Origin of the sequence: Luteibacter pinisoli (genome assembly GCF_006385595.1) — a bacterium.
GTDB classification, from domain to species: domain Bacteria; phylum Pseudomonadota; class Gammaproteobacteria; order Xanthomonadales; family Rhodanobacteraceae; genus Luteibacter; species Luteibacter pinisoli.
Window position 1 is genome coordinate 3,304,549 of sequence record NZ_CP041046.1, and the last position, 21,183, is coordinate 3,325,731.

The following is a 21,183-nucleotide window of genomic DNA, read 5'->3' on the forward strand; positions in this document are numbered from 1 at the left end:
TTCTAAGGACCCTCCCGCCCTCAGTCAACAACCCCCCGCAGGCTGCCCGCCTGAGGCTAGGTCGCCGGCTTGCATTTGGCGGTGGCGGTCGAGCTGTCCGTGGCCGTAGCCAATGCCGACGCGCCCGCACGGCCCCCTGCCTGAAGGGTGATCAGCTGACCGGGGGACCGGGGCGAGCTTTTCCCCACGGTGTCTCCAGCGGCCTTGGCGCACAGCAGGAACGCCATGGCGCCCGACATGGACGAACCGCGGCCGTCGAACGATACGATGGACATGCCCGTAGGCGCCTGGATCGACACATTGGGCAGGTCCGTTTCAGCCCTCAGCACCTCGCCCTTGGCCGAATCATAGGCTGTGTTCGACGCCTTGGCCGTGTACACCAGCCAGCCTGTATTGAACACATTACCCGACGCACACGAGGGCGACGTGGTCGTCGCATTGGTGGAGGGGCAGATGGATACGATGACAGAACGGGTCACGGCCGTTGAGCGGGCGAACCGAAACGTTCCGATCAGCTCGTTCGTCTGTGCCGTGACGTTGCCGCGACGAATGAAATCACTCATCACCGGTGCAGCGATCGCGGCGAGGATCGCCAGGACGCCTACGGTGACCATGAGCTCGATCAGGGTAAAGCCACGTGCAGTTCTCATGGGCATCAGTTTGCACCTCCGCTGCAGTAGGCAGTGACGTCGTCCTGCGCTGACCGGCGCGCACGTTCTACCTGCTCCGCCGATAACCGCTTCGCGTTCGCCGGGTCCGAACTATCAACCAACATGCCACCCGAGCCGACGATGGCGAGGTTGTGCTTCGCCGCGTCGCAATTGCGTGCCTTGGCTGCGACATCCGCTGCCGCCAGCGCGCCCGTTGCCGCATTCGACGCATGCGTGGCCGGATCGGCCGGCGGCGCCGCCGGCCGAGATACGCCCTGCCCCGTCTTGACGCTGACGGCCTCTGCCTTGCTGCCAGCAGGAGGCGCATCGCCGTAGTGGGTCGCACCACTCGCATCCTTCCAGCGATAGTACGTAGCGGACTGCGCGTGAGCGCCCATGGAAAGGGCGGCGAGCACGAAGCAGGCAAACAGGCGCGTGGTCATCATTTGCTCCAGCAGGCTGGATCGTTAGCGGTCGTGCCGGTCGATCCCTGCGCCCCGGTATTGGTGACGGTCAAGGTCTGGCACTGCTTGTCGCTGGTTTTCTGGGTCCCGATGGCCGCCGCCGTCAGCGTGTACGCGCTCGACGATGAGGAGGCCACGACCGACATGGTGTAGTTGGCCCCCGCTACCGACGAATTGGCGCCAAGCGTCGCCAGGTCCACGTACTTGCTGTTCGAGTAGAAGGCGCGCTCCTGTCGTGCTGAAAGATCCATCAGGGCCCGCTGGGCATCCGTCCGGTTGGCGCGCACCACGTAGCGCCGGTACGACGGGATGGCGATGGCCATCAGGATCGCGATGATGGCGGCGACCACCATCAACTCGATCAGGGTGAAGCCGGACGATCGTTTCATCTTGGCATGCATGCGTCAGTTCCCCAGGGGTTCGCGCCAGGACGACTCGCCACTGGTCACAGGCTTGAGCGTGGCGACATCCTTGCAGACGATGGCGCCGGTCGATGTCTGCGTGCACGCCGTCACGGTCTTGCCACCACCGGGCAGGCTGCTTCCGTCGCCGACATGCATGGCCGGCGGCGCAGGCAGGCCCGATCCCAGGTCACTGGTAACCACCGCCTTGCCGCCCGACGAGCCGAAGAAGCCCGAGGGGTCGCCCGTACCGGTCGCGTAGTTTTGCCCGTACAGCTGTGACGTACCCAACCCCGTGCAGATCGCCGTGCCCGGCGTGTAGGCCGCGGTGAGCAGCAACGCGCCCAGCAGCGTCTGAGAGCTGACCACGCGCTCCGACGGATTGTTCGTCTTCGTCGAGAGGTCGCGATACCAGCCCGCCACGCCAGCGGCGTTGAATGCCGCGGTGAGCCCCGGGAAGTTGGTGACGCCATTGAGCGCGGTCACCCCGGAAGGCAAGCCGCTGACAGCCTGTGTCGCGTCCGTGGCAACGTCGATACCCGTCACGTTAATCAGCTTGCTCTGCGTGATCGAGGTGGAGTACTGCGCGTCGGTGGAAGGCAACAGGGCGGTATCGATCAGGCCGAAGATCCGCTGCTGACCCGACGTGGCTTTGTCGGCGGTGGTAAACAGGCGGCCGGTACCGAAGTAGACCAGGGGGGCACCACGCAGGTTACGACCGAGCGTGGGCCGGATCGTCACCGGCATACCGTTGGGCATGGCTGTCGTGTTCAACGCCAGCATGACCGGCTTCGATGCGTCCCACTGGTTCGGATCGGGATTGCCGTTGACGAAGATCCGGTAGAAGTTCCCGCCGAACTCGGCGGAGGTGCCATCACCGGTCACGCTACCGAAGTAGAGGGCTTCCGACTTGCCATCAAGGTTGAAGTCCGATGCGATGAGGTCGCCGGCGAAGCTGTTCTTGCCGTAGCTGCCCTGCGTGCCGGTGCCCAGGTCGAAGGTGACCGGCGTCGGCGCCGCGCTCGCCCCGACGAAATCGGCGAGGTCGTACACCCTGACCTTGAGGTTGGCCGTGGAAGCCACTTTCTTCTGGTCGGTCGGGCCAGAGCCGAATGCCAGGAAGAACTTGCTGGGCGAACCCGTGGTGGCGTCGCGCACCATCACACCCGCAGGCACGGACGTCGTCCAGGTGTTGGGCAGCGTGACCTCACCCATGACCTTCGGCGCCACCTCGGGATTGGTGACGTCCATGATCACGTAGGCCGAATCGGAGCCCTGGTTCGAGGCCGTGCCGCTGTTGGCGATGTTCACGCTGATCGGACCACCGCCAAGGCGGAACGGCACCACGAGCACGGTGCCCCAGCCATTCGGATGATCGGTGTCGGCGGTGAAGATCTTCGCGTCGACAGCGATAGGACTTCCGTCCACGTAGTAGATGTGACGGTAGTTCGGATCCGTCAGCCAACGCAGATGCGCCTGGAGGTTCTTCGGCACGTAGGCCCACAACTCCGCGCCGAGCGGATGCGCCGTGGGGGTGCTGCTCGCCGTTCCCGTCGCGTTGGGCGTCGTCGCCGTGCAGGTCGCGTTGTTGGGCTGGGTCGTGAATCGCTGGCAGCTTGCGTTGTAGAAGCCCGCGTTAAACGCATGGATCATGCCGTCGTTCGCACCCACGTACACGACCTGGCGACGGTCGCGGTACTTCGTACGGAACGCGGCGTAGGTCTGGTCGTTATACAGAAGGTCATACGACTCAGCGGGCGCGCTCAGCGCCAGCGGGGTCGAGTTGACGATATCGCCGAGTCGCGTGACACGCCCCACCAGGGCGGTCGTGGTCCCGTAGTCCACGGTGCGGCTGCGCAACCCCGTGATCTCGCTACCGCGAATCCAGTTGACGATGTTCGCCGCCTCGGTGGTGCTGTCGGTGTTCAGGCGACGATAGTTGGTCGAGTTGAAACCCGTCGTGCCGGTCGTGTCGTAGATGAACGGCTGCATTTCACCCGTATCCACCTTGCCGTCGTTATTGGCATCGATCCACGTGAAGATGTAGCGGCCATTCGCATTGCTGAACGCCGACGTATACGTGCGCTGGCTGGCGCTATCCGTCTTGAGCGTGGGATCCCAGAGGCCTTGACGTGCATTCCAGATGCTATTGATGTCCGTCAGCTCAACCGGCACGCCCGCACCCTGGGTGAAGATCGTCGGATCGGAACTCGTGGTGGTGTAACGCATCGCCACCGTGCGCTGGTTGCTCGCCTGGTACTCGAACTTGATCACCGGGTCGGTGGCGTAGTCGTCCAGCTGGTTGTTGTGATTGCCATCTTCGCGCAGGTAGCCGTACTTGTCGGTCCAGAGCGAGCTCATGGAACCGATCCAGGTGGCGCGGTCACCGGAGTTGTCCGTGCGCTCGGCCTCGTACAGGGCCTGGTACGTCACGCCCACGCCGTTCGCGCTGGTCGCCACGGTGGCCGCGGCCGTACCGGACGCCGTCTTCGCCAGGATCTTCCGGAACAATGCGTCGAGGGAAGCCTCCAGGGCACCCGGGTCGGTCACCAGGAAGTAATTATCCGGCGTGGCCCCGCGCGTGGACGAAGCCCACTTGCTGTTGTCGGCGGGATTCGCATCGTTCACCGGGGTGTCGGTACCGTCCGGCTTGGTCGTATCAACGCGGAAGCCGCCCCATTTCGACGCGTACAGGAGCGGATCCTGCAAGGTGCCCGCATTCGATGCGCCAACATCATAGATTGCCGTCGTCGCGCCGTCGCTCACCGTGCAGCCATTGCAGCCGCCGCTGGCGTTCGTGGTGCCACTGTTATTGATGCGCGTGCCCGCCGTGTTGTAGATATCGGGGTTGGTGGCATCCGTATACTTGAAGCCATAGATGCCCGAATGGAAATGCGGGCCGTCCTTCGTGGTGCCGTTGACGATGTAACCGAAGCCCTGTCCGTTGCTCGTCGAGGCGGCGACGGGACGAGTGGTGACCTTGACCTTGGTCGCCGTGATCTCATAGCTGATGATGCCCCACATGTCCTGGTCGTAGTCACCGCCAGCGAAGCTGTCCTCCCACGATGCGTAGAAGGAGCCCGTGGCCGTCCCGCCAGACACGGTCTGCGAGAGCACCTTGAAGTCCACGAGCGCACCACCGCCCACGCCGCTGTCGAGCACGAGGCGATAGGCCGGGATGATGGTGACGAACTTGTTCGTCGAGCCCGGCACGGCGACGCGGATCTGCGGTGTATTGGTGGCGAGCTGCACACCGAAGGTATTGACCTTCAGCGAGGTCTTGTCCGAGGTCGCGACCACCGGATTGTTGCTGGTATCCAGGCCGAGGTCACGAATGCGCTTCACGTGCGCGCCGTAAGCGGCGCCCGCCATCAGGTAGCCGCCCTTGAGAGCCGGCGACTCGGGGCAAATGCCCTGCAGATCGGAGAAGTTCGCCACGGACTTGGCCGAGCACAGGTCTTTGTCCGTGTCCGCATACGTGCTGCTCGAATTACCCACGAACCAGCTCTTACCCGGGATCCCCTCGCCGGTGCCGACAAGATCCGTCCACGCCGACACGGTACGCCCCGTGTTCAGGTCGTCGAAGCCGGAAACCGCGTCGGTGTCATAGCTGAGCGAGCTGGCGTTGAAATTGATGACGTTCAGCGCCGCGCAGAAGTTGGCCGGGCTGATCGGGTCATTCCAGGTAGCGACCACGCTCATGCCAAGGGCCGCATCTTCCGTACCGGACGCGAAGGACGACGTCGGCGTCTGGCCCGCGAGGTACCGGAGGGTTTCGATGTAACTTTCGGCCATCGGATTGCCCCACGATGAGCAATTGCCTTCGCTCACCAGGGTTCCGCCGGCCTTACCCGTTGTGATGCCGGTCTGCTGGTAGCTGCACCCGTTGCCATCGCCGTAGTTGTTGCCGGCCTCGTACTTGTAGCCGTAAATGCGAAGCGCATTGATGTTGCTGATGATGCCCGCGCCCGCCGCGCCGGTAATGAACTGGCCCGTGGACGAGTTGATCTCGTTGCTGACAAAGTCGCCGTCGTTCGTACCGGGGCCCGGCAGCGCAGCACGCAGCACGCCGCCTGAGGCGTTGTGGTCAAACGTGGGGGTGACCAGGCCGAACTTGATATTGCCCGTTTCACCATATTTCTGAAGCAGGCCGATCGGCTTGTAAGGGTTGCTGGCCGTCTTGTCGTCCGGGTACTGCTTGCAGTTCTCGGTGCCGAGGAGCGCTTTACTGACGCAGACCTGTACGCGGGCAATGTACTCATTGCCCAGGCTGCTTGACGGGTTCTCGCCTGACGACCCCAGTCCTGAGAACGCAGCACGATTGCCGTTACTCATGAAGCCATCAATGAAGCCGCTCTGCAGCGTATTCTGCTCGCTATACCACTGGCACTGCAGCTTCTCGTTCGCGGCCCACAGGGCATAGTCGCCGGGAACCACGCGGATCTTCGGCGCTGCCGTATTGTTCTGCGAGAGCTGATCCGAGCCAGCCTGCATCGTGGTATTGCACAGCGTGATACCCGTACGCGTGAGGTTGGTCGCCGTCCACTGCGCGTAGCTGCGGAACTGCGTAACGCACTGATCCACCGTACCGCAGCCCGGCATGTTCGCGAACATGCCCGCCTGCACACGCAGCTCCACCCGGTTGTTCATGCCATCATTGCCGTACCCGCCCGAGTTGAGGTAACGGACAGGCGCCGTCAGCGTTGCTGGTGCGCTGGTGCTGTTATTGGCGACGATCTGGATCTGGTCGCCCAACTGCACGCCCAGGGAGTTCGGAATGTACTGCAGGCGCAGCAGCACATAGGGGCTGTTGTTGCTGCCGTTGTCGTTGTAGCCCTGCTGGTCATACACCACAGCGGCGGGCGTACCGGTGGCCGTCGGCCGCGTGTTGCCATAGCTGAAAGGCGTCAGCTTGGCGATATCGCTCCCGTTGTAAAACTTCGCGAACGAGTGGGCATCCGTCGGCAGGTACGCGCGCTCAAGAATCGTTTTCTTCTTGGTGTCCGTTGAACGCATACCGCCGTAAAGGATCTTGCGCACCTCGTCCATGCGCGTCATCGTCGCCCAGTTCAGGAAATTTCCCGACCACTGGGCGGTGCAGTAATTGGTTGCGTCAAGGCTTCCCTGCGGCACGAACGCACCCGAATCGTAGGCGTAGCACTTCGTCGGATCAAAATACCCGACGTAGGGATGCAGCAACGGATCGTTGGTGTAAGTTGTGTCGAGGACACCATCGTTGTTGATGTCCGTGAAGTCGTTATAGGCCTTGTAGAACAGCTGGTGATCTCGAGAAAGATTGAGCATCACCAACGGCGCGGCACCCGCCACGCCCAGCGGCGGATCGATCTGGAAGTTGGCTGCGGTCTGCGTGGAGAGCGCAGCCGCCTGCACGTCCAGCGGCGCGCCGAACGTACCGGCCACGGCGGCGACCAGCAAGCCGAACAGGGCCCCGGTACGATGGAAATGAAAGCGCTTCATCGAAGGTTCCTTGTCGCTGTCAGTTGCGGATCTGCTGGTGATATTGCGTCTGCGTCGTCGCGACGCCACCGCCCGGTGCAGCCGATACGCTGCGTACTTCAAAGAGGAGATCTGCGCCGCCGCCCGCGGCGCCAATGCCCAGCCCACGGTAGCCGGCGGACTGCGCGCCACCCGCCCCTTCGGCCAGCACCGAGCCATCGGGCACCACCGCCACGTTGGCGCTCACGTTGGCGGAGCACGACGCGCTCGATGTGTCGCACATGGCCAGCACGACGTCCGGGCGCCACGTGGAAACATCGAAAAGCGTCTCCGCAGGCACCGTCCCGCATGCCGCCTGGAGACTGCCGTAAAGAAGGACTTTGTTACCCGCACAGTCGTTCTGGATGGACGACTTGATCTTGGTCAGCATCGTCGGCGTGAAATCCTGGCTGTACGTAAACAGGCTGTCAGGCACCGCTCCGCCGAACGAGGTGGGCCAACCGCGCTCGAAGACATGCTGGTCGAACATGTTCACCGGCACGGCACGCATCGTCTCGGATGCCTCGAAGGCCGACTCGTGACGTGCGACGTTGGTTGTCATGCGCATCTCGACAAGCGTCCCGCGCATGGCCATCACGGCAACCACCGACAGGACCACCAGGAAGACCAAGCCCAGGAACAGCGCGATACCGCGCTGGCTGGCCGGTAAGCGACGGTTATGCATGCTCATCCCCTCACCCGGTTACGCAACACGACGACCTGGGTTGAGACCAGGCGGGTGAACTGTTGTGGCTTGTCGCCATAGTTGGCTGCCGGTGAGCCGCTGCACTGATTCGTGCCGCTGCTCGCGGTGCCATACGTGATGGCGCCGGCAGTGCTCACCGAGTAAACGCAGTGGCCGAGCACGGTAAAGTCACCCGGATGGGGCTGGGAGACGTCGCGGGCCTGGGCGCGCGTCACGAGGCCCACGCGCACCTGCGTGATGGCATCGAAGCTGCTGACCTTGTCAGCCGCCTGGAAGGCACCGGCGGGCGGGGCATATTCAAGCTGCATCTGCTCAATGCCTTCGATGACGGTTTCGGAGACCAGCGCGCCGCTCGTATCCATGCGCATGCGAACGAGCGAGGGCTGTGGATTGGCTTTGTCATCGCCATCGTCGGTGGTACCACACACGCCGTCCGCGCCAGGGTCGGCGCAGGGACGCAGGTAGTACATCTCGAACTGGAACGGATAAACGTAGCGGCCTGCCGTCGAGCCCAACGGATTTGAAGGCACCGACGCTCCCTGCCGGAAGATGGTCCCCGTTTGCTCGATCGCCGCAAGGATGAACACGCTGGTGCGATTCGGCACCGCGCCAGGCGTCGTCGAGTCAAACGCAGGCAGCGCCGATGACGCCTTGGCCGGATCGTAGCCGCGCGTGTCGGCATAGCGAACCACGACGACATCCGAATTCTTGACGTAGTTCGCCGGGTCGACACAGTTGGTAATCGGAAAATCCGAGCCGCCCTTGTACCCGCGTAATCCGTTTTGCCCCGTGGGGCCGACGCTGACGACCCACGCCCCCGTGCAGTCACCCGAACCACCCAACCCCGTCACGCTGGTGGTCGTGGTGATGGCGGTCGGCTTGATGCCGCCCCAGAAATCGGCCATGCGCAACGACCACGCAAGGCGCGCGTTGGCAAAGCGACTGCTTTCCTGATTCGCGTTATTTCCCTGCTGGATGGTGAACGCCTGGCGCGTCGCCGTCAGCACGGCGACGAGGCCGCCGGTCACGACGAGACCAATCAGCAGCGCAATCATCAGTTCCACGAGGGAGACGCCCAGCTGGCGCCTTTTGAGGTGAGCCATGGAGGCAGTTCTCATTGCAGGTAGGTGAAGCTGTAAGACTGACTGTCGGCGTTCGGGCCGCCGTTCGCCACGCCGGCCCAGGAGACGGTGATCACCAGTGTCCCCAGCGACGTGTCCTGCGTGACCGTGGCAAGCGTGCCGCCGGAGGGCGGCGGGGGCAGCGACTTGGCAAGGGACAGCGACCAGCACGCCAGGTCACGCGTGGCGATCTTGGCGGGCGAACTCAGGTCCGTGGCGTTGCACTGGGTGGTCGTGTAGGTGGTAGAGCCGTCATAGATGTAGGCGCTGGTACCGCTCTTTGGCAGGGCGCCATCCGGATTCGCGCGCATGGATTCCGCCAGGCTCCGTGCCAGACCGACGGCCGTACTGCGTGAGCTGGACTCACGGGTGTATTGCGCGCCTTTGATCTGCAGCAGCGCGAGGCCCAGCATGCCGATGCTGAACACGAGGATCGCCACCATGACCTCGATAAGCGAGACGCCGGCCGCGGCGCGCCGTGACATGAGTTGAGCCACTTTTTCCCCCTGGGAACCACAGTCCACCTACCCATGATCAGGATGGGCGGGCGCTGGAAGGGGGGCAAGCGACACCCGACGTACGGTCGGAATGTGCCGACGAGCGGTGGGACGGGAAGCCCGACACAGACTCGTAGTCATGGGATAACACGGCGGTCACGACCCGACCGGGACAATACGAAGGTCCCCAAGGAGTGGCTCCCCGTGCAAGCCCAATACGTCCACACCGCGTCCGAGGCGCTCTACCGCATCGTCAGCCACGGACACCGCTGGCGTGCGCTACGCGATCAGCAGGAAATCGGCCGGTTCGACACGGCCGACGAGGCCGTGCGCAGCCTGCGCGACAGCCAGCCCCTGGCCCGGTTGCCGCGCCGCCTGGTCGACTGGCGCTTCCTGCCGGCCGCCGCCCTCGCCCACCTGGCCCCGCCCACGGCGGCCACCATGGCACGGCTCGCGACAGCGGCCTGAGCTCAGCTGACCTGATCGGCGATCAGGCGATCGATCGCCCGCTCGGCGTGCTCAAGCATATGGTCGATGTGCTCACAGTCCGCCAGCGGTGAGCCGGCGTCCGACGTCCCGACCACGAGCACTTCCACCCCGCGATGCAGGACGGTGTAACCCGACGGACTGCACAGGATTTCGTGATCCCGATAACGGTGTACTGGGTGGTCCATGACGGTTCCATGCGGGGATTCAGGACCGGGACGCTGCCTGTCCGCGCCGGTTCTTCCGCATAAGCGTCGTCACTACATGAAGAAAACGTATATCCCTGCCGAATTCGTGCTCACTTTCCCGATCGGGCACCACCTGCCGTTCAGGCTCGAGGGTCCCATTCGCGTGCAAGCAGCGCAAAGATAACGTCATCGGCCCATTCACCACGGAAGAAATAGCTTTCGACGTGGTGTGCCTCCTGCCGGAAGCCGAGTGAACGCAGCAGCGCGACGCTGGCCACGTTACGCGGGTCCACCGAGCCCACGGCACGGCGGTAGCCCCACTCCCCGAACGCCAGGTCCAGCACTGCCCCCACGGCCTCGCGGGCGTAGCCCCTGCCCTGCTTTTCCGGCCGGAAGGAAACGCCAAACTCGATCGCATCGAGGGTCGAGCCAGGGAAGTGGATACCGAGGTCGCCCACCAGTTCGCCCGTGGCACGGTCGCGCACGGCCAGCTGGCACCAGGCGTCCTTGGTGCCGAAGGGCAAAGCCATCTGCCCGGCAATGAAGGCCTCGGCGTCGGCGACGTCCGCCGGCTTCCAGCCCTGGTAGCGGGCCACGGCCTCGTCGCCGCGGTAGGCAAACAGCGCGGGCGCATCGGCGGGGTCGAGCCGGTCCAGGCGCAGGCGCGCCGTCTCGATGCCCATGTCCTGGGTGGCATTCATGCGTTTCCCCATGTGGCGCGGGAGTGGCGCAAAAAAAAACCCGCCTTGGCGGGTTTTTCCAGTGCTTCCACGAACGCGCCACGGCAAACGGGGAAGTATGTGGTGCCGGAAATAGGAATCGAACCTACGACCTCATCATTACGAATGACGCGCTCTACCAACTGAGCTATCCCGGCGAGACGGCGAATTCTAGGGGACACGAGCCCCTCGCGCAAGGCCTCAGGAGGCCATGCGCAGCTCCTTGGGCAGCGCAAACGTGATGCTTTCGGCTTCGCCATCCAGCTCACGCACCGAGCCGGCGCCCCACGACTGCAGGCGGGCGATCACTTCCTTCACCAGCTTCTCGGGGGCCGACGCACCGGCGGTGACGCCGATCCGCGCCTTGCCTTCGATCCAGCTCTTTTCGATGTGCTCGGCACCGTCGATGAGGAACGACGGCACGCCCTGCTTCTCCGCCAGCTCGCGCAGGCGATTGGAGTTGGAGCTGTTCACCGAGCCGACGACGAGCACGAGATCCACGGCATCGGCGAGGCGGCGCACGGCATCCTGGCGGTTCTGCGTGGCGTAGCAGATGTCGTCCTTGCGCGGGCCATGGATGGCCGTGAACTTCGCGCGCAGCGCGTTGATGATGGCGATGGTGTCGTCTACCGAGAGCGTGGTCTGGGTGACGAACGCCAGCTTGTCCGGCTGCGTCGGCACGAGTGCCTCGACGTCCTCTACCGATTCCACCAGGTAGATGCTGCCGCTGTTGGCGCTGTTCCACTGGCCCATGGTGCCTTCCACTTCCGGGTGCCCGGCATGGCCGATCAGCACCACGTCGTGGCCGGCGCGACCCAGACGGGCCACTTCCATATGCACCTTGGTGACCAGCGGGCACGTGGCGTCGAACACGCGCAGGCTGCGGCGGTCCGCCTCCTCGCGCACGGCCTTCGGCACGCCATGGGCGCTGAAGATGACCGTGGAGTTGTCCGGTACCTCGTCCAGTTCTTCCACGAACACCGCGCCGTCGGCGCGCAGGCGCTCCACCACGTAGCGGTTGTGGACGACTTCGTGGCGCACGTAGATCGGTGCGCCGTACGACTCAAGCGCGCGTTCGACGATGGCGATGGCCCGGTCGACGCCGGCACAGAAGCCGCGGGGATTGGCGAGGAGGATGTCCAAGAATGGCCTCGTGGCGGCCATGAGGCCGCTGGTGGGGATACCCGCCGATTATCGCACGGCTGGGCTCAGGCTTTTTTGGGGGTCGGCTGGAACAGGCTGAACACGATGAGGCCGGCGGCGCCGACACTGATGGCGCAATCAGCCACGTTGAACACCGGGAACGGGTAGCTGCCGATGAACACCTGGATGAAGTCCGTGACCTTGGCGGCGTATACGCGGTCGATGAGATTGCCCAGCGCACCGGCGATGATCATGGCCAGCGGCACGGCCGTGCGCCAGTCACGGCGCGGCGTGCGCGAGAGCCACACGCCGAGGATGGTGCTGATGCCCACCGCCAGCAAGGCGAAGAACCAGCGCTGCCAGCCGGCGCTGTCCGCCAGGAAGCTGAACGCCGCGCCGGTGTTGAAGGTGAGCGTCCAGTTCAGGACACCCGGGATCACCGGGTGCGGCGTTTCCGCCGGCTGCAGCCCGACCAGGGCCCACCACTTGGTGAGCTGGTCGAGCGCGATCAGGCCGGCGGTAAGCCAGAGCCAGGCCAGGGCGTTGGGGCGTGGGCGTGCAGTCATGCGTTGGATCAATCCTTAACTTCGGGGCACGCGGGTCAGAACCAGCGGCGGTCCTCGCCCGGGCCAGCGACGTTCTCCACGCAACGGGCGCAGATCTCGGGATGGGCCGGGTCGTGGCCCACGTCCGGGCGGTGCTGCCAGCAACGGATGCACTTGGCCCAGTCCGTGACGGCGGCCGAGACATACACCTCGCCCTCGTCCAGCTCCACCTTCTCCGCCGTCTCCGGGCGGCCGTCGAGCGGGGCCAGGGCCACGTCCGAGGTGATGAAGAAGAAGCGCAGCTCGCCGGCGGATGCCGCCAGGGCGGACTGCGTGGCGATGTCAGCGTGCAGCGTGAGGGTGGCATCCAGCGACGCGCCGATCTGGCCCGCCTTGCGCATGCCTTCGAGCACGCGCGACGCCGTTTCGCGGATGGCGAGCAGCTTGCCCCACCATGCGCGCGTCTCGGCATCCTGGCGTACCTCGAGGCCGTCGTAGAACGTCTCGAACAACACGGATTCGCTGCGCGTGCCCGGCAGGTGCTGCCAGATCTCTTCGGCGGTGAAGCTCAGCATCGGCGCGATCCAGCGCACCATCGCCTCGGCGATCCGGTACATCGCGCTCTGCGCGCTGCGACGGGCCAGGCTTTCCGTCGGCATCGTGTACAGGCGATCCTTGGTCACGTCCAGGTACAGCGCACCCAGTTCCGTGGTGCAGAAGTTCTGCACCCGCTGGACGATTTCCGGGAAGTCGTAACGCTCGTACGCGGCGACGATGGCGGCCTGCGCATCGGCCGCCTGCTGCACGGCCCACTGGTCCAGCGGCAGGCATGCGTCGGTCGCCAGCAGGTCCTTCGCCGGGTCGAAGCCGTCGAGGTTGCCGAGCAGGAAGCGCGCGGTATTGCGGATACGGCGATACGTATCCGAGACGCGCTTCAGGATCTCGTCCGACAACGCCATTTCGTTGCGGTAGTCGGTGGAGCAGATCCACAGGCGCAGGATGTCCGCGCCCAGGGTCTTCATGATTTCCTGGGGCTCGATGCCGTTGCCCAGCGACTTCGACATCTTGCGGCCCTGCGCATCCACGGTGAAGCCATGGGTGAGCACGTGGTCGTAAGGCGCGCGGCCGTGGATGGCGGCCGAGGTGAGCAGCGAGGACTGGAACCAGCCGCGATGCTGGTCGGAACCTTCCAGGTACATCACCTTGTACTCGCTGGCGCCGCCGGCCTGCAGCTCGGGACGCTGGCCCACCACCGCGAAGTGGCTGACGCCGGAGTCGAACCACACGTCGAGGACGTCGGTCACCTTTTCATAGGTGTCCGCGTCGTCGCCGATCAGCTCGCGGGCATCCAGCGTGAACCAGCTGTCGATGCCTTCGCGCGCGACCTTCTGCGCCACCTTCTCCATCAGCGGGACGGTATCGGGGTGCGGCTCGTGGGTGTCCTTGTGCACGAACAGGGTGATCGGTACGCCCCAGGTCCGCTGGCGCGAGATGCACCAGTCCGGGCGGCCATCGACCATGCCGCGGATGCGCTCTTCACCCCAGCCCGGCACCCAGCGCACGGACTTGATCGAGGTCAGCGCGGTATCGCGCAGGCCGGCCTGCTCCATGCCGATGAACCACTGCGGCGTGGCGCGGAAGATCACCGGCGTCTTGTGGCGCCAGCAATGCGGGTAGCTGTGCGAGAGCTTCGCCGAGGCAAGAAGCACGCCACGGAAGCGCAGCAGGTCGACGATGGCGTCGTTGGCCTTCCAGATGTGCATGCCGGCGAAGGTGGTGTCGCCGGCCAGCGGCAGGTCGCTGCGATACACGCCGCGGCCGTCCACATAATTGAGCGTGCCGATGCCGTAATGCTGGCCCACGGCGAAATCTTCCGCGCCGTGGTCGGGCGCGGTGTGCACGGCACCGGTACCGTCTTCGTCGGAGACGTGGTCGCCGAGGATGATGGGCACGTGCTTGTCGTAGAACGGGTGCTTCAGCTGCTGGTTTTCCAGCGCGGCGCCCTGCACGCGGCCGAGGACGGTGACGCCCTCCACGCCGTAACGCGCCAGCGCCTTCTCGACCAGGGCCGAGGCGATGACGAGCAGCACGCGCTTGCCGTCACGCGACGGGCCTTCGACGAGGGCGTATTCAAGCTCGCCACCCAGCGACACGGCCTGGCTGGACGGCAGCGTCCACGGCGTGGTCGTCCAGATCGGCACGGCCACGATGGCGTCACCCACCTCGACGCCGAACTCGGCACCCATTTCCTTCGGATAGACAGCGTCGTACGCCACGTCCACCGCGGGCGAGGTCTTGTCGGCGTATTCGATTTCCGCCTCGGCCAGGGCCGAGCCGCAATCAAAGCACCAGTACACCGGTTTGGCGCCACGCACCACGTGGCCGTTATCCACGATGCGCGCCAGCGCGCGGATCATGTCGGCTTCGTAGGTGAAATCGAGCGTGCGGTACGGCTTTTCCCAATCGCCCAGGACACCGAGGCGCTTGAAATCCGTGCGCTGCAGGTCGATCTGCGCCAGCGCGTATTCACGGCACTTCTGGCGGAACGCCGCGGCGTCGAGCTTGTCGCCCGCCTTGCCGAACTTCTTCTCGATGGCGATTTCGATCGGCAGGCCGTGGCAATCCCACCCCGGCACGTACGGCGCACGGTAGCCGGCGATCAGCTTGGACTTGACGATGACGTCCTTCAGCACCTTGTTGACCGCATGGCCAAGATGGATCGCGCCGTTGGCGTACGGCGGGCCATCGTGCAGCACGAAGACCTTGTCGCGGCCGGCGGTCTGCTCCTGGATCTGCTGGTAGCGGCCAATGCGCTCCCAGCCGGCCAGCCACGTGGGCTCGCGCTTGGGCAGGTCGCCGCGCATCGGGAATTCCGTCTGCGGCAGGTTGATCGTGTTCTTGTAGTCCTGGGTCATCGCTGGCAACCGTGGTGTGTCATGCATCGGCAAGGATGGGATTCATCCCAAGTGCCTGCCGGGCGTCCCGTTCGTCCTGGCGCATCTGCGCGGTCAGGGCGTCCAGGCCGTCGAATTTTTCCTCGTCCCTGAGCTTGCGGACGAACTCCACGCCGATGCGCTGGCCGTAGAGGTCGCCGGAGAAATCAAACAGATGGGCTTCGAGCAGCGGCTCGCGCACCTCGTTCACCGTGGGCCGGAAGCCCAGGCTGGCCACCCCGGGCCAGCTGCACGGGCCATCGCCCATGCCGATGCGTACCGCGAAGATGCCCTGGATGGGGCTGACGCGGTCGCGCAGGTGCACGTTGGCCGTGGGATAGCCCAGCTCGCGGCCCAGCTGCTTGCCGTGCTCGACGTGGCCGTCGATGACGAACGGGCGGCCGAGCAGCACCGCCGCATCCGCGAAGCGGCTTTCGGCGAGCAGCGTGCGCACCTTCGACGAAGAGACGCGCTCGCCGTCCACCAGCACGGGCGCCACGGCGTGGGCGGTGAAGCCCAGCTCGGCACCCATTGACTGCAACAGGGCGAAATCGCCACCGCGGCGGTGACCGAAACGGAAATCCTCGCCCACCCAGACTTCGCGGGCGGCGAGCCGGCCAACGATCACCTGGCGGACGAAGTCCTCCGCGGACATGCACGTCAGCGCTTCATCAAAGCGCAGCGACAGCAGTTCGCGGATGCCGGCGGCGGTCATGCCCTCGGCCTTCTCGCGCACGCCGGACAGGCGCGGCACCGGCTCCTTCGAGAAGAAGGCGCGGGGTAGCGGGTCGAAACTGATCACGGCAGCGGCCAGGCCCTTCGCCTCGGCGCGCTGGCGCACCTCGGACAGGATCGCCTGGTGGCCCAGGTGCAGGCCGTCGAAGGCGCCGATCGCCACCACGCTACCCTCGGGCGCGAGGCAGGGTCCATCCACGTCGCGATGGAGTCGCAGCGTCATGCGCGGCCGCCTTGGGGTCGATGGGGAAGAAAAGCCATCGGGCCAGTATAACGGGCCCATTGCGCCGCACAATGCGGCGCGCCCTTAACGGGCGCGCAGATCCGAAGGACGGAAGCCCATGGCGAACAGGGCCGCCAGGTAGGCGCCGCCACCGGCACACACCAGCACCGCCAGCCGCACCACGCGCAACCCGTGGTTGACGTCACTCCACTCCGGCCAGAGGTACAGGCCGCCCAGCAGCACCGCGCTCATGACCGCGCAGGCCACGGCGAGGCGAACCAGGTGCCGCGCCCAGCCCGGCTGGGCCTCGTACACGCCCGCCTTGCCCAGCCAGCGCCAGAGCAGGCCGAGGTTGATGTAGCTGGCCAGCGCGCTGGCCATGCCCAGCGCCATGTGCAGGCCCGGGATGTGGGCGATGCCCTCCATCCAGGAGCCGGCCTTCTGCGCCGGCGAGGCCCAGAGGAAGAACAGCAGCGCCAGGAACAGCACGTTCAGCACCATGTTCGAGACCAGCGAGGCCACGCCCGCGCGCACCGGGGTCTTGGTGTCCTTGCGGGCATAGAACGCCGGCAGCACCACCTTGACCAGGGCGAACGCCGGCAGGCCGAAGCTCAGCGCCGAAATCGACATGGAGGCCATCTTCGTGTCGAACGCGGTGAACGCGCCGTTCTGGAAAATCGTCGCCACCAGCGGGAACGACAGGATCATCAGCGCGAACATCGCCGGCACGGCGATCAGCAGGGTGATTCGCAGGCCCCAGTCCAGCGCCTTCGAGAAGCCATCGTGGTCCGTGGCCACGTGGTGGCGCGAAAGCGACGGCAGGATCACGGTACCCAGCGCCACGCCGAACACGCCCAGCGGCAGTTCGAGGAAGCGATCCGCCTGGGACAGCCAGCTCTGCGAGCCGGCGATCAGCAGCGAGGCGATGATCGTGTCCAGCAGCAGGTTGATCTGCGCGACGGAAGAACCGAACAGCGTCGGCACCATCAGCCGCATGATCCGGCGCACGTCCGGCGAGTTCCAGCCCCAGCGCGGCAGGGCCAGCAGGTCGAGCTGGCGCAGCGTGGGCAGCTGGAACATTAGCTGGAGGATGCCCGCCACCAGGATGGCCCAGCCCATGGCCATGATCGGCGTGTGCAGCTTCGGCGCCAGCCAGAGCGCGCCAGCGATCATGCACAGGTTGAGGATCACCGGCGTCAGCGCCGGCAGGCCGAAGCGATGGAAGCTGTTGAGCGCCCCGCCACACAGGGCCGTTAGCGACACAAACAGCAGGAACGGGAAGGTCAGCCGCAGCAGGTTTACCGTGAGGCTGAACTTGTCCGGCGATTCCACCGCGCCCGGCGAAAACAGCGCCGTGACCTGGGGGGCGAAGATCACGCCGATTGCCGTCACCACCAGGAGCACCCCGCCCAGGGTGCCCGCGGTGCGCGCCATCAGGTTCTTCAGGTCCGCGTGGGGGCGGGTTTCCTTGACCTCGGTGAACACCGGGACGAAGGCCGTGGAGAACGAGCCCTCGGCAAACAGGCGGCGCATGAAGTTCGGGATACGGAAGGCCACCCAGAAGGCGTCGGTGGCCGCATTGGCGCCGAACGAGTGGTTGATGGCCATGTCACGGACCAGGCCGAGCACGCGGGAAACCATGGTCATGCCGCTGAAGGACAGCACGCCGCGGAGGAGACTGGGGGTTTTCATCCGTGCCTGGGGTTACCGGTAAACCCCTAGTTTGACAAAGGCTGGCAGGCAGCGGACAGTTCTCTTTCTGGATTTTCCCGGGCAGCCCGGGCCGTCCCTACCCGCCCGGCTCCCGTGCGGGGGCTAACCTATTGACGCAGCCCCAGTTTGGCCGCAAAATGGGCGTCTTTCTTAAAACCCACCGAATCACTGGAGCTTTACCTTGGCCAACATCAAGTCCGCGAAGAAGCGTGCGCGTCAGTCGGAGCAGCGCCGGCTGCGCAACGTCAGCGCGCGTTCCATGGTGCGTTCCGCACTGAAGAAGGTCGTCAAGGCGATCGACGCCAAGGATAAGGCAGCTGCTGCCACGGCTTACGCCGTCGCCGTGCCGGTCATGGACCGCTACGCCGCCCGCGGCCTGATCCACAAGAACAAGGCTGCTCGTCACAAGAGCCGCCTGAACGCGAAGATCCGCGACCTGGCTTAACGCCTGCGCGACATCGCTGTTCACGAAAAAGCCGGCGCAAGCCGGCTTTTTTGTTGTCCTGACGTTCTGTTGCAGAAGCCCGGTATGCGGACTCCTGCAACAGGCGAGGCCCGTTACTCCGTGCGCATACGCACGTCGTCGGAGACTTCCGTCTCCGTCTTGCGGGCGGCGCGCTCGGCGTCGAAGAACTGCTGGACCTGGAGGCAGACTTCGCGAGTGCCTTGCTGGCCTGCGGCGGAGACGAGGAAGGACGGGGCCGTCCAGCCGAGGCGTGCGACGATGTCGTTGGCCGCGGCTTCGAGTTCGTCTTCGTCGTCGAACACGTCCATCTTGTTGATCACCAGCCAGCGCGGGCGCTCGACCAGCTCGGCATCGAAGTTGGCCAGTTCGCGCTCGATCGTCTGCACCTGCTCCACCGGGTCGGACCCGTCGATGGGGCGGATGTCGACCACGTGCAGCAGGAGGCTGGTGCGCGAGACGTGGCGCAGGAACTGGATGCCGAGGCCGGCGCCTTCCGCCGCACCCTCGATGATGCCGGGGATGTCCGCGATGACGAAGCTCTGGTCGGTACCGATGCGCACGACACCCAGGTTCGGGTGCAGCGTGGTGAACGGGTAGTCCGCCACGCGCGGGGTCGCGGCCGACACGGCACGGATGAAGGTGCTCTTGCCGGCGTTCGGGAAGCCCAGCAGGCCCACGTCCGCCAGCAGGCGCAGCTCAAGCTTGAGATCGCGCACTTCACCCGGGGTACCCGGCGTGGCCTTGCGCGGCGCGCGGTTCACCGAGCTCTTGAAGTGGATATTGCCCAGGCCGCCACGACCACCTTCAGCCACCTTCAGGCGCTGGCCGTGGGCGGTGAGGTCACCGATGACTTCGTCGGTGTCGACGTTGGTCACCACGGTGCCGACGGGGACGCGGATGTCGATATCTTCGCCACCCTTGCCGTACATCTGGCTGCCCATGCCGTTCTGGCCGCGGTGGGCCTTGAACTGGCGCATGTGGCGGAAGTCCACGAGGGTGTTGATGCCTTCGTCGGCAACAAACCACACGGAACCGCCATCGCCGCCGTCGCCGCCATCAGGGCCGCCGAAGGGGATGAATTTTTCGCGGCGGAAGCTGGCGCAGCCGTTGCCGCCGCTACCGGCCGTGACTCGAATCTGCGCTTCGTCGACGAATTTCATGGAGCAACCTGGGAATAAGAATAGGGGGCCTTACAAACGAAAAGCCCCGCCGTTGGGCGGGGCCTTCGCTGTCACGTCGCGGCGGATTACGCCTGGACGACGTCGACGAACTTGCGACCCTTGTCGCCGCGAACCTTGAAGGCAACGGTGCCATCAACGAGCGCGAACAGGGTGTGGTCGCGGCCGAGGCCGACGCCCACGCCAGCGTGGAACTTGGTGCCACGCTGACGAACGATGATGTTACCGGCTTCAACAGCCTGGCCGCCGTAGATCTTCACACCGAGATACTTCGGGTTCGAATCGCGACCGTTACGGCTGGAACCTACGCCTTTTTTATGTGCCATGACTCAATATCCTCCGGCGACTCAGGCGTTGATGCCCGTGATCTCGATTTCGGTGTAATGCTGACGGTGTCCCTGCGTACGCTTGTAGTGCTTACGACGACGGAACTTGATGATGCGGATCTTGTCGGCGCGGCCGTGGGCGCGGATCTTCGCGCTAACGGTGGCACCGGCGACCAGCGGGGCACCCACGGTGATGGATTCGCCTTCGCCGACGAGGAGCACTTCCTCGAACGTGAAGGTCGCATCGACTTCGGCGGGGAGCAGCTCGACGCGCAGGACTTCGCCCTGCATAACGCGGTACTGCTTGCCACCGGTCTTAATGACTGCGTAGCTCATGGTTATTCCTGTTACTGGTTATGTAGTTCTTTTTAGGGTGTTGCGGGTGTTACGAACCGCGAATTATAGCGGAGCCGAAAAGCCAAGGTCAATCAGTTGGTTAACACCGCGACCGGGAACGGCTGCGAAAGCCGTTCCCGGTAAAATCAACGACTTAGCCTCAATCGTTATTTCTTCTTGGCAGGAGCCGGCGCCGGCGCCGGGGCCGGCGGTTTGGGCGCGGCCGTCGCCGGGCACTGGCCCTGGGCGTTCAGGGTGCCCTGCCCCTGCAGCTGCGAAATCATCTGCTGGCCGCGTTCCTGGCCCCACTGCTTGCCCACCTGCATGCCCTCGGCCATGGTGGCCGGCATCTGGGTGATCACCTTCTGGCCCAGCGGCGACTTGTAGAACTTCAGCAGGCCGTCGATATCCTCGGCCGTGAAGTGCTTCTGGTACACCGGCACCATCCGGCCGATCAGCTGGTTGGTGGCGTTGGCGTCCACGAAGCCCTGCCAGTAGCTGGCCGGCACGCACGGCAGCGCGCTGGCCATCACCCCGGCCATCTGGCTGTTCATCTGGCTCAGCATCCGGCCCATTCCCACCGCGTCCATCAGCTGCCGTACCTGAGCCTCGCTCGGCGGCGCGGCCATGGCCTGCCCTGCACATGTCGCCAGCACGAGGCCGGCGGCGATCCCTTTCCAGTTACGCATGCATAAGTCCTCTTCACAGTGGGAATAACCGACCCCCGCCCAGGGGGCCCGGCCATGGTAGCCGGGTGGCGTCCGTCCGGACACAAGGCCTGTGATGAACCGTCACAAGTGGAGGCGGAATGAAGGCTTGACGCCCTTGGTATAGTCCCCTTCTTCCCCCATTTCTGT

20 protein-coding genes and 1 tRNA gene are annotated in these 21,183 nt (G+C 65.1%); 2 read left to right on the forward strand and 19 right to left on the reverse strand.

The window, feature by feature from the left end:
* Positions 1-56 precede the first annotated feature (56 nt).
* Genes FIV34_RS15030 through pilV form a run of 7 tightly spaced genes read right to left on the reverse strand, consistent with a single transcriptional unit; the run spans position 57 to position 9,323 of the window.
* On the reverse strand, positions 57-614 hold the full coding sequence (locus FIV34_RS15030) for a GspH/FimT family pseudopilin (RefSeq protein WP_170207638.1): 558 nt from the start codon (positions 612-614) through the stop codon (positions 57-59).
* Between the two features lie 41 nt (positions 615-655).
* Positions 656-1,096 (reverse strand): DUF4124 domain-containing protein, encoded by a 441-nt coding sequence (locus FIV34_RS15035; RefSeq protein WP_139984130.1) that lies wholly within the window; start codon positions 1,094-1,096, stop codon positions 656-658.
* Complete coding sequence (locus tag FIV34_RS21370; RefSeq protein WP_139984132.1) at positions 1,093-1,515, reverse strand: type IV pilin protein; 423 nt, start codon at positions 1,513-1,515, stop codon at positions 1,093-1,095. Before FIV34_RS21370 ends, FIV34_RS15035 begins: the two co-directional genes overlap by 4 nt.
* A gap of 3 nt (positions 1,516-1,518) precedes the next feature.
* Positions 1,519-6,993 carry a pilus assembly protein gene (locus FIV34_RS15045; protein ID WP_139984134.1) on the reverse strand — a complete coding sequence of 1,825 codons (5,475 nt, stop codon included), beginning with the start codon at positions 6,991-6,993 and terminating at the stop codon, positions 1,519-1,521.
* Between the two features lie 19 nt (positions 6,994-7,012).
* Entirely contained in the window at positions 7,013-7,696 is a 684-nt protein-coding gene (locus FIV34_RS15050; protein WP_170207639.1) for a PilX N-terminal domain-containing pilus assembly protein, read from the reverse strand.
* A 2-nt stretch (positions 7,697-7,698) separates the two neighbouring features.
* Positions 7,699-8,772: a PilW family protein gene (locus FIV34_RS15055; RefSeq protein WP_211352642.1), complete on the reverse strand. Its 1,074-nt coding sequence runs from the start codon at positions 8,770-8,772 to the stop codon at positions 7,699-7,701.
* A 59-nt stretch (positions 8,773-8,831) separates the two neighbouring features.
* Positions 8,832-9,323, reverse strand: a complete 492-nt coding sequence (gene pilV, locus FIV34_RS15060) for a type IV pilus modification protein PilV (protein WP_139984140.1) — start codon at positions 9,321-9,323, stop codon at positions 8,832-8,834.
* A gap of 216 nt (positions 9,324-9,539) precedes the next feature.
* Here pilV and FIV34_RS15065 point away from each other — a divergent pair, with 216 nt between their 5' ends.
* Entirely contained in the window at positions 9,540-9,803 is a 264-nt protein-coding gene (locus tag FIV34_RS15065) for a hypothetical protein (protein WP_139984142.1), read from the forward strand.
* A 2-nt stretch (positions 9,804-9,805) separates the two neighbouring features.
* Here FIV34_RS15065 and FIV34_RS15070 read toward each other — a convergent pair whose 3' ends face one another.
* From FIV34_RS15070 to murJ, 8 genes are all read right to left on the reverse strand, one after another.
* Positions 9,806-10,009 carry a hypothetical protein gene (locus FIV34_RS15070; protein WP_139984144.1) on the reverse strand — a complete coding sequence of 68 codons (204 nt, stop codon included), beginning with the start codon at positions 10,007-10,009 and terminating at the stop codon, positions 9,806-9,808.
* Between the two features lie 140 nt (positions 10,010-10,149).
* The gene (locus FIV34_RS15075) at positions 10,150-10,710 is read right to left on the reverse strand and encodes a GNAT family N-acetyltransferase (RefSeq protein WP_246058635.1); all 561 of its coding nucleotides are present in this window, start codon (positions 10,708-10,710) and stop codon (positions 10,150-10,152) included.
* A 100-nt stretch (positions 10,711-10,810) separates the two neighbouring features.
* Positions 10,811-10,886: transfer RNA gene (locus FIV34_RS15080), tRNA-Thr, on the reverse strand.
* A 43-nt stretch (positions 10,887-10,929) separates the two neighbouring features.
* Complete coding sequence (ispH, locus tag FIV34_RS15085) at positions 10,930-11,871, reverse strand: 4-hydroxy-3-methylbut-2-enyl diphosphate reductase (RefSeq protein WP_139984147.1); 942 nt, start codon at positions 11,869-11,871, stop codon at positions 10,930-10,932.
* A gap of 65 nt (positions 11,872-11,936) precedes the next feature.
* On the reverse strand, positions 11,937-12,437 hold the full coding sequence (gene lspA / locus FIV34_RS15090) for a signal peptidase II (RefSeq protein WP_139984149.1): 501 nt from the start codon (positions 12,435-12,437) through the stop codon (positions 11,937-11,939).
* 35 nt (positions 12,438-12,472) lie between these two features.
* Complete coding sequence (gene ileS / locus FIV34_RS15095; protein ID WP_139984151.1) at positions 12,473-15,331, reverse strand: isoleucine--tRNA ligase; 2,859 nt, start codon at positions 15,329-15,331, stop codon at positions 12,473-12,475.
* Positions 15,332-15,350: 19 nt separating this feature from the next.
* Positions 15,351-16,307, reverse strand: coding sequence for a bifunctional riboflavin kinase/FAD synthetase (locus tag FIV34_RS15100; protein ID WP_139984153.1), 957 nt, complete (start codon positions 16,305-16,307; stop codon positions 15,351-15,353).
* Between the two features lie 84 nt (positions 16,308-16,391).
* Positions 16,392-17,999, reverse strand: coding sequence for a murein biosynthesis integral membrane protein MurJ (gene murJ / locus FIV34_RS15105; protein ID WP_139984155.1), 1,608 nt, complete (start codon positions 17,997-17,999; stop codon positions 16,392-16,394).
* A gap of 202 nt (positions 18,000-18,201) precedes the next feature.
* Between murJ and rpsT the strand changes: the two genes are divergently transcribed.
* Positions 18,202-18,465: a 30S ribosomal protein S20 gene (gene rpsT, locus FIV34_RS15110; protein ID WP_139984157.1), complete on the forward strand. Its 264-nt coding sequence runs from the start codon at positions 18,202-18,204 to the stop codon at positions 18,463-18,465.
* A gap of 113 nt (positions 18,466-18,578) precedes the next feature.
* Here rpsT and cgtA read toward each other — a convergent pair whose 3' ends face one another.
* From cgtA to FIV34_RS15130, 4 genes are all read right to left on the reverse strand, one after another.
* Positions 18,579-19,646, reverse strand: a complete 1,068-nt coding sequence (gene cgtA, locus FIV34_RS15115; protein ID WP_139984159.1) for an Obg family GTPase CgtA — start codon at positions 19,644-19,646, stop codon at positions 18,579-18,581.
* 86 nt (positions 19,647-19,732) lie between these two features.
* Entirely contained in the window at positions 19,733-19,990 is a 258-nt protein-coding gene (gene rpmA / locus FIV34_RS15120) for a 50S ribosomal protein L27 (RefSeq protein ID WP_139984162.1), read from the reverse strand.
* Between the two features lie 21 nt (positions 19,991-20,011).
* Positions 20,012-20,326 carry a 50S ribosomal protein L21 gene (rplU, locus tag FIV34_RS15125; RefSeq protein WP_139984164.1) on the reverse strand — a complete coding sequence of 105 codons (315 nt, stop codon included), beginning with the start codon at positions 20,324-20,326 and terminating at the stop codon, positions 20,012-20,014.
* A gap of 167 nt (positions 20,327-20,493) precedes the next feature.
* Positions 20,494-21,015 carry a DUF2059 domain-containing protein gene (locus tag FIV34_RS15130; protein ID WP_139984166.1) on the reverse strand — a complete coding sequence of 174 codons (522 nt, stop codon included), beginning with the start codon at positions 21,013-21,015 and terminating at the stop codon, positions 20,494-20,496.
* Positions 21,016-21,183 lie beyond the last annotated feature (168 nt).

Bases quoted from the DNA above. Each gene is read 5' to 3' on its own strand.
- FIV34_RS15030 (WP_170207638.1), bottom strand. From the start codon at position 614: ATGGTCACCGTAGGCGTCCTGGCGATCCTCGCCGCGATCGCTGCACCG.
- FIV34_RS15035 (WP_139984130.1), bottom strand. From the start codon at position 1,096: ATGATGACCACGCGCCTGTTTGCCTGCTTCGTGCTCGCCGCCCTTTCC.
- FIV34_RS21370 (WP_139984132.1), bottom strand. From the start codon at position 1,515: ATGCATGCCAAGATGAAACGATCGTCCGGCTTCACCCTGATCGAGTTG.
- FIV34_RS15045 (WP_139984134.1), bottom strand. From the start codon at position 6,993: ATGAAGCGCTTTCATTTCCATCGTACCGGGGCCCTGTTCGGCTTGCTG.
- FIV34_RS15050 (WP_170207639.1), bottom strand. From the start codon at position 7,696: ATGCATAACCGTCGCTTACCGGCCAGCCAGCGCGGTATCGCGCTGTTC.
- FIV34_RS15055 (WP_211352642.1), bottom strand. From the start codon at position 8,772: ATGATTGCGCTGCTGATTGGTCTCGTCGTGACCGGCGGCCTCGTCGCC.
- pilV (WP_139984140.1), bottom strand. From the start codon at position 9,323: ATGTCACGGCGCGCCGCGGCCGGCGTCTCGCTTATCGAGGTCATGGTG.
- FIV34_RS15070 (WP_139984144.1), bottom strand. From the start codon at position 10,009: ATGGACCACCCAGTACACCGTTATCGGGATCACGAAATCCTGTGCAGT.
- FIV34_RS15075 (WP_246058635.1), bottom strand. From the start codon at position 10,710: ATGAATGCCACCCAGGACATGGGCATCGAGACGGCGCGCCTGCGCCTG.
- lspA (WP_139984149.1), bottom strand. From the start codon at position 12,437: ATGACTGCACGCCCACGCCCCAACGCCCTGGCCTGGCTCTGGCTTACC.
- ileS (WP_139984151.1), bottom strand. From the start codon at position 15,331: ATGACCCAGGACTACAAGAACACGATCAACCTGCCGCAGACGGAATTC.
- FIV34_RS15100 (WP_139984153.1), bottom strand. From the start codon at position 16,307: ATGACGCTGCGACTCCATCGCGACGTGGATGGACCCTGCCTCGCGCCC.
- murJ (WP_139984155.1), bottom strand. From the start codon at position 17,999: ATGAAAACCCCCAGTCTCCTCCGCGGCGTGCTGTCCTTCAGCGGCATG.
- cgtA (WP_139984159.1), bottom strand. From the start codon at position 19,646: ATGAAATTCGTCGACGAAGCGCAGATTCGAGTCACGGCCGGTAGCGGC.
- rpmA (WP_139984162.1), bottom strand. From the start codon at position 19,990: ATGGCACATAAAAAAGGCGTAGGTTCCAGCCGTAACGGTCGCGATTCG.
- rplU (WP_139984164.1), bottom strand. From the start codon at position 20,326: ATGAGCTACGCAGTCATTAAGACCGGTGGCAAGCAGTACCGCGTTATG.
- FIV34_RS15130 (WP_139984166.1), bottom strand. From the start codon at position 21,015: ATGCGTAACTGGAAAGGGATCGCCGCCGGCCTCGTGCTGGCGACATGT.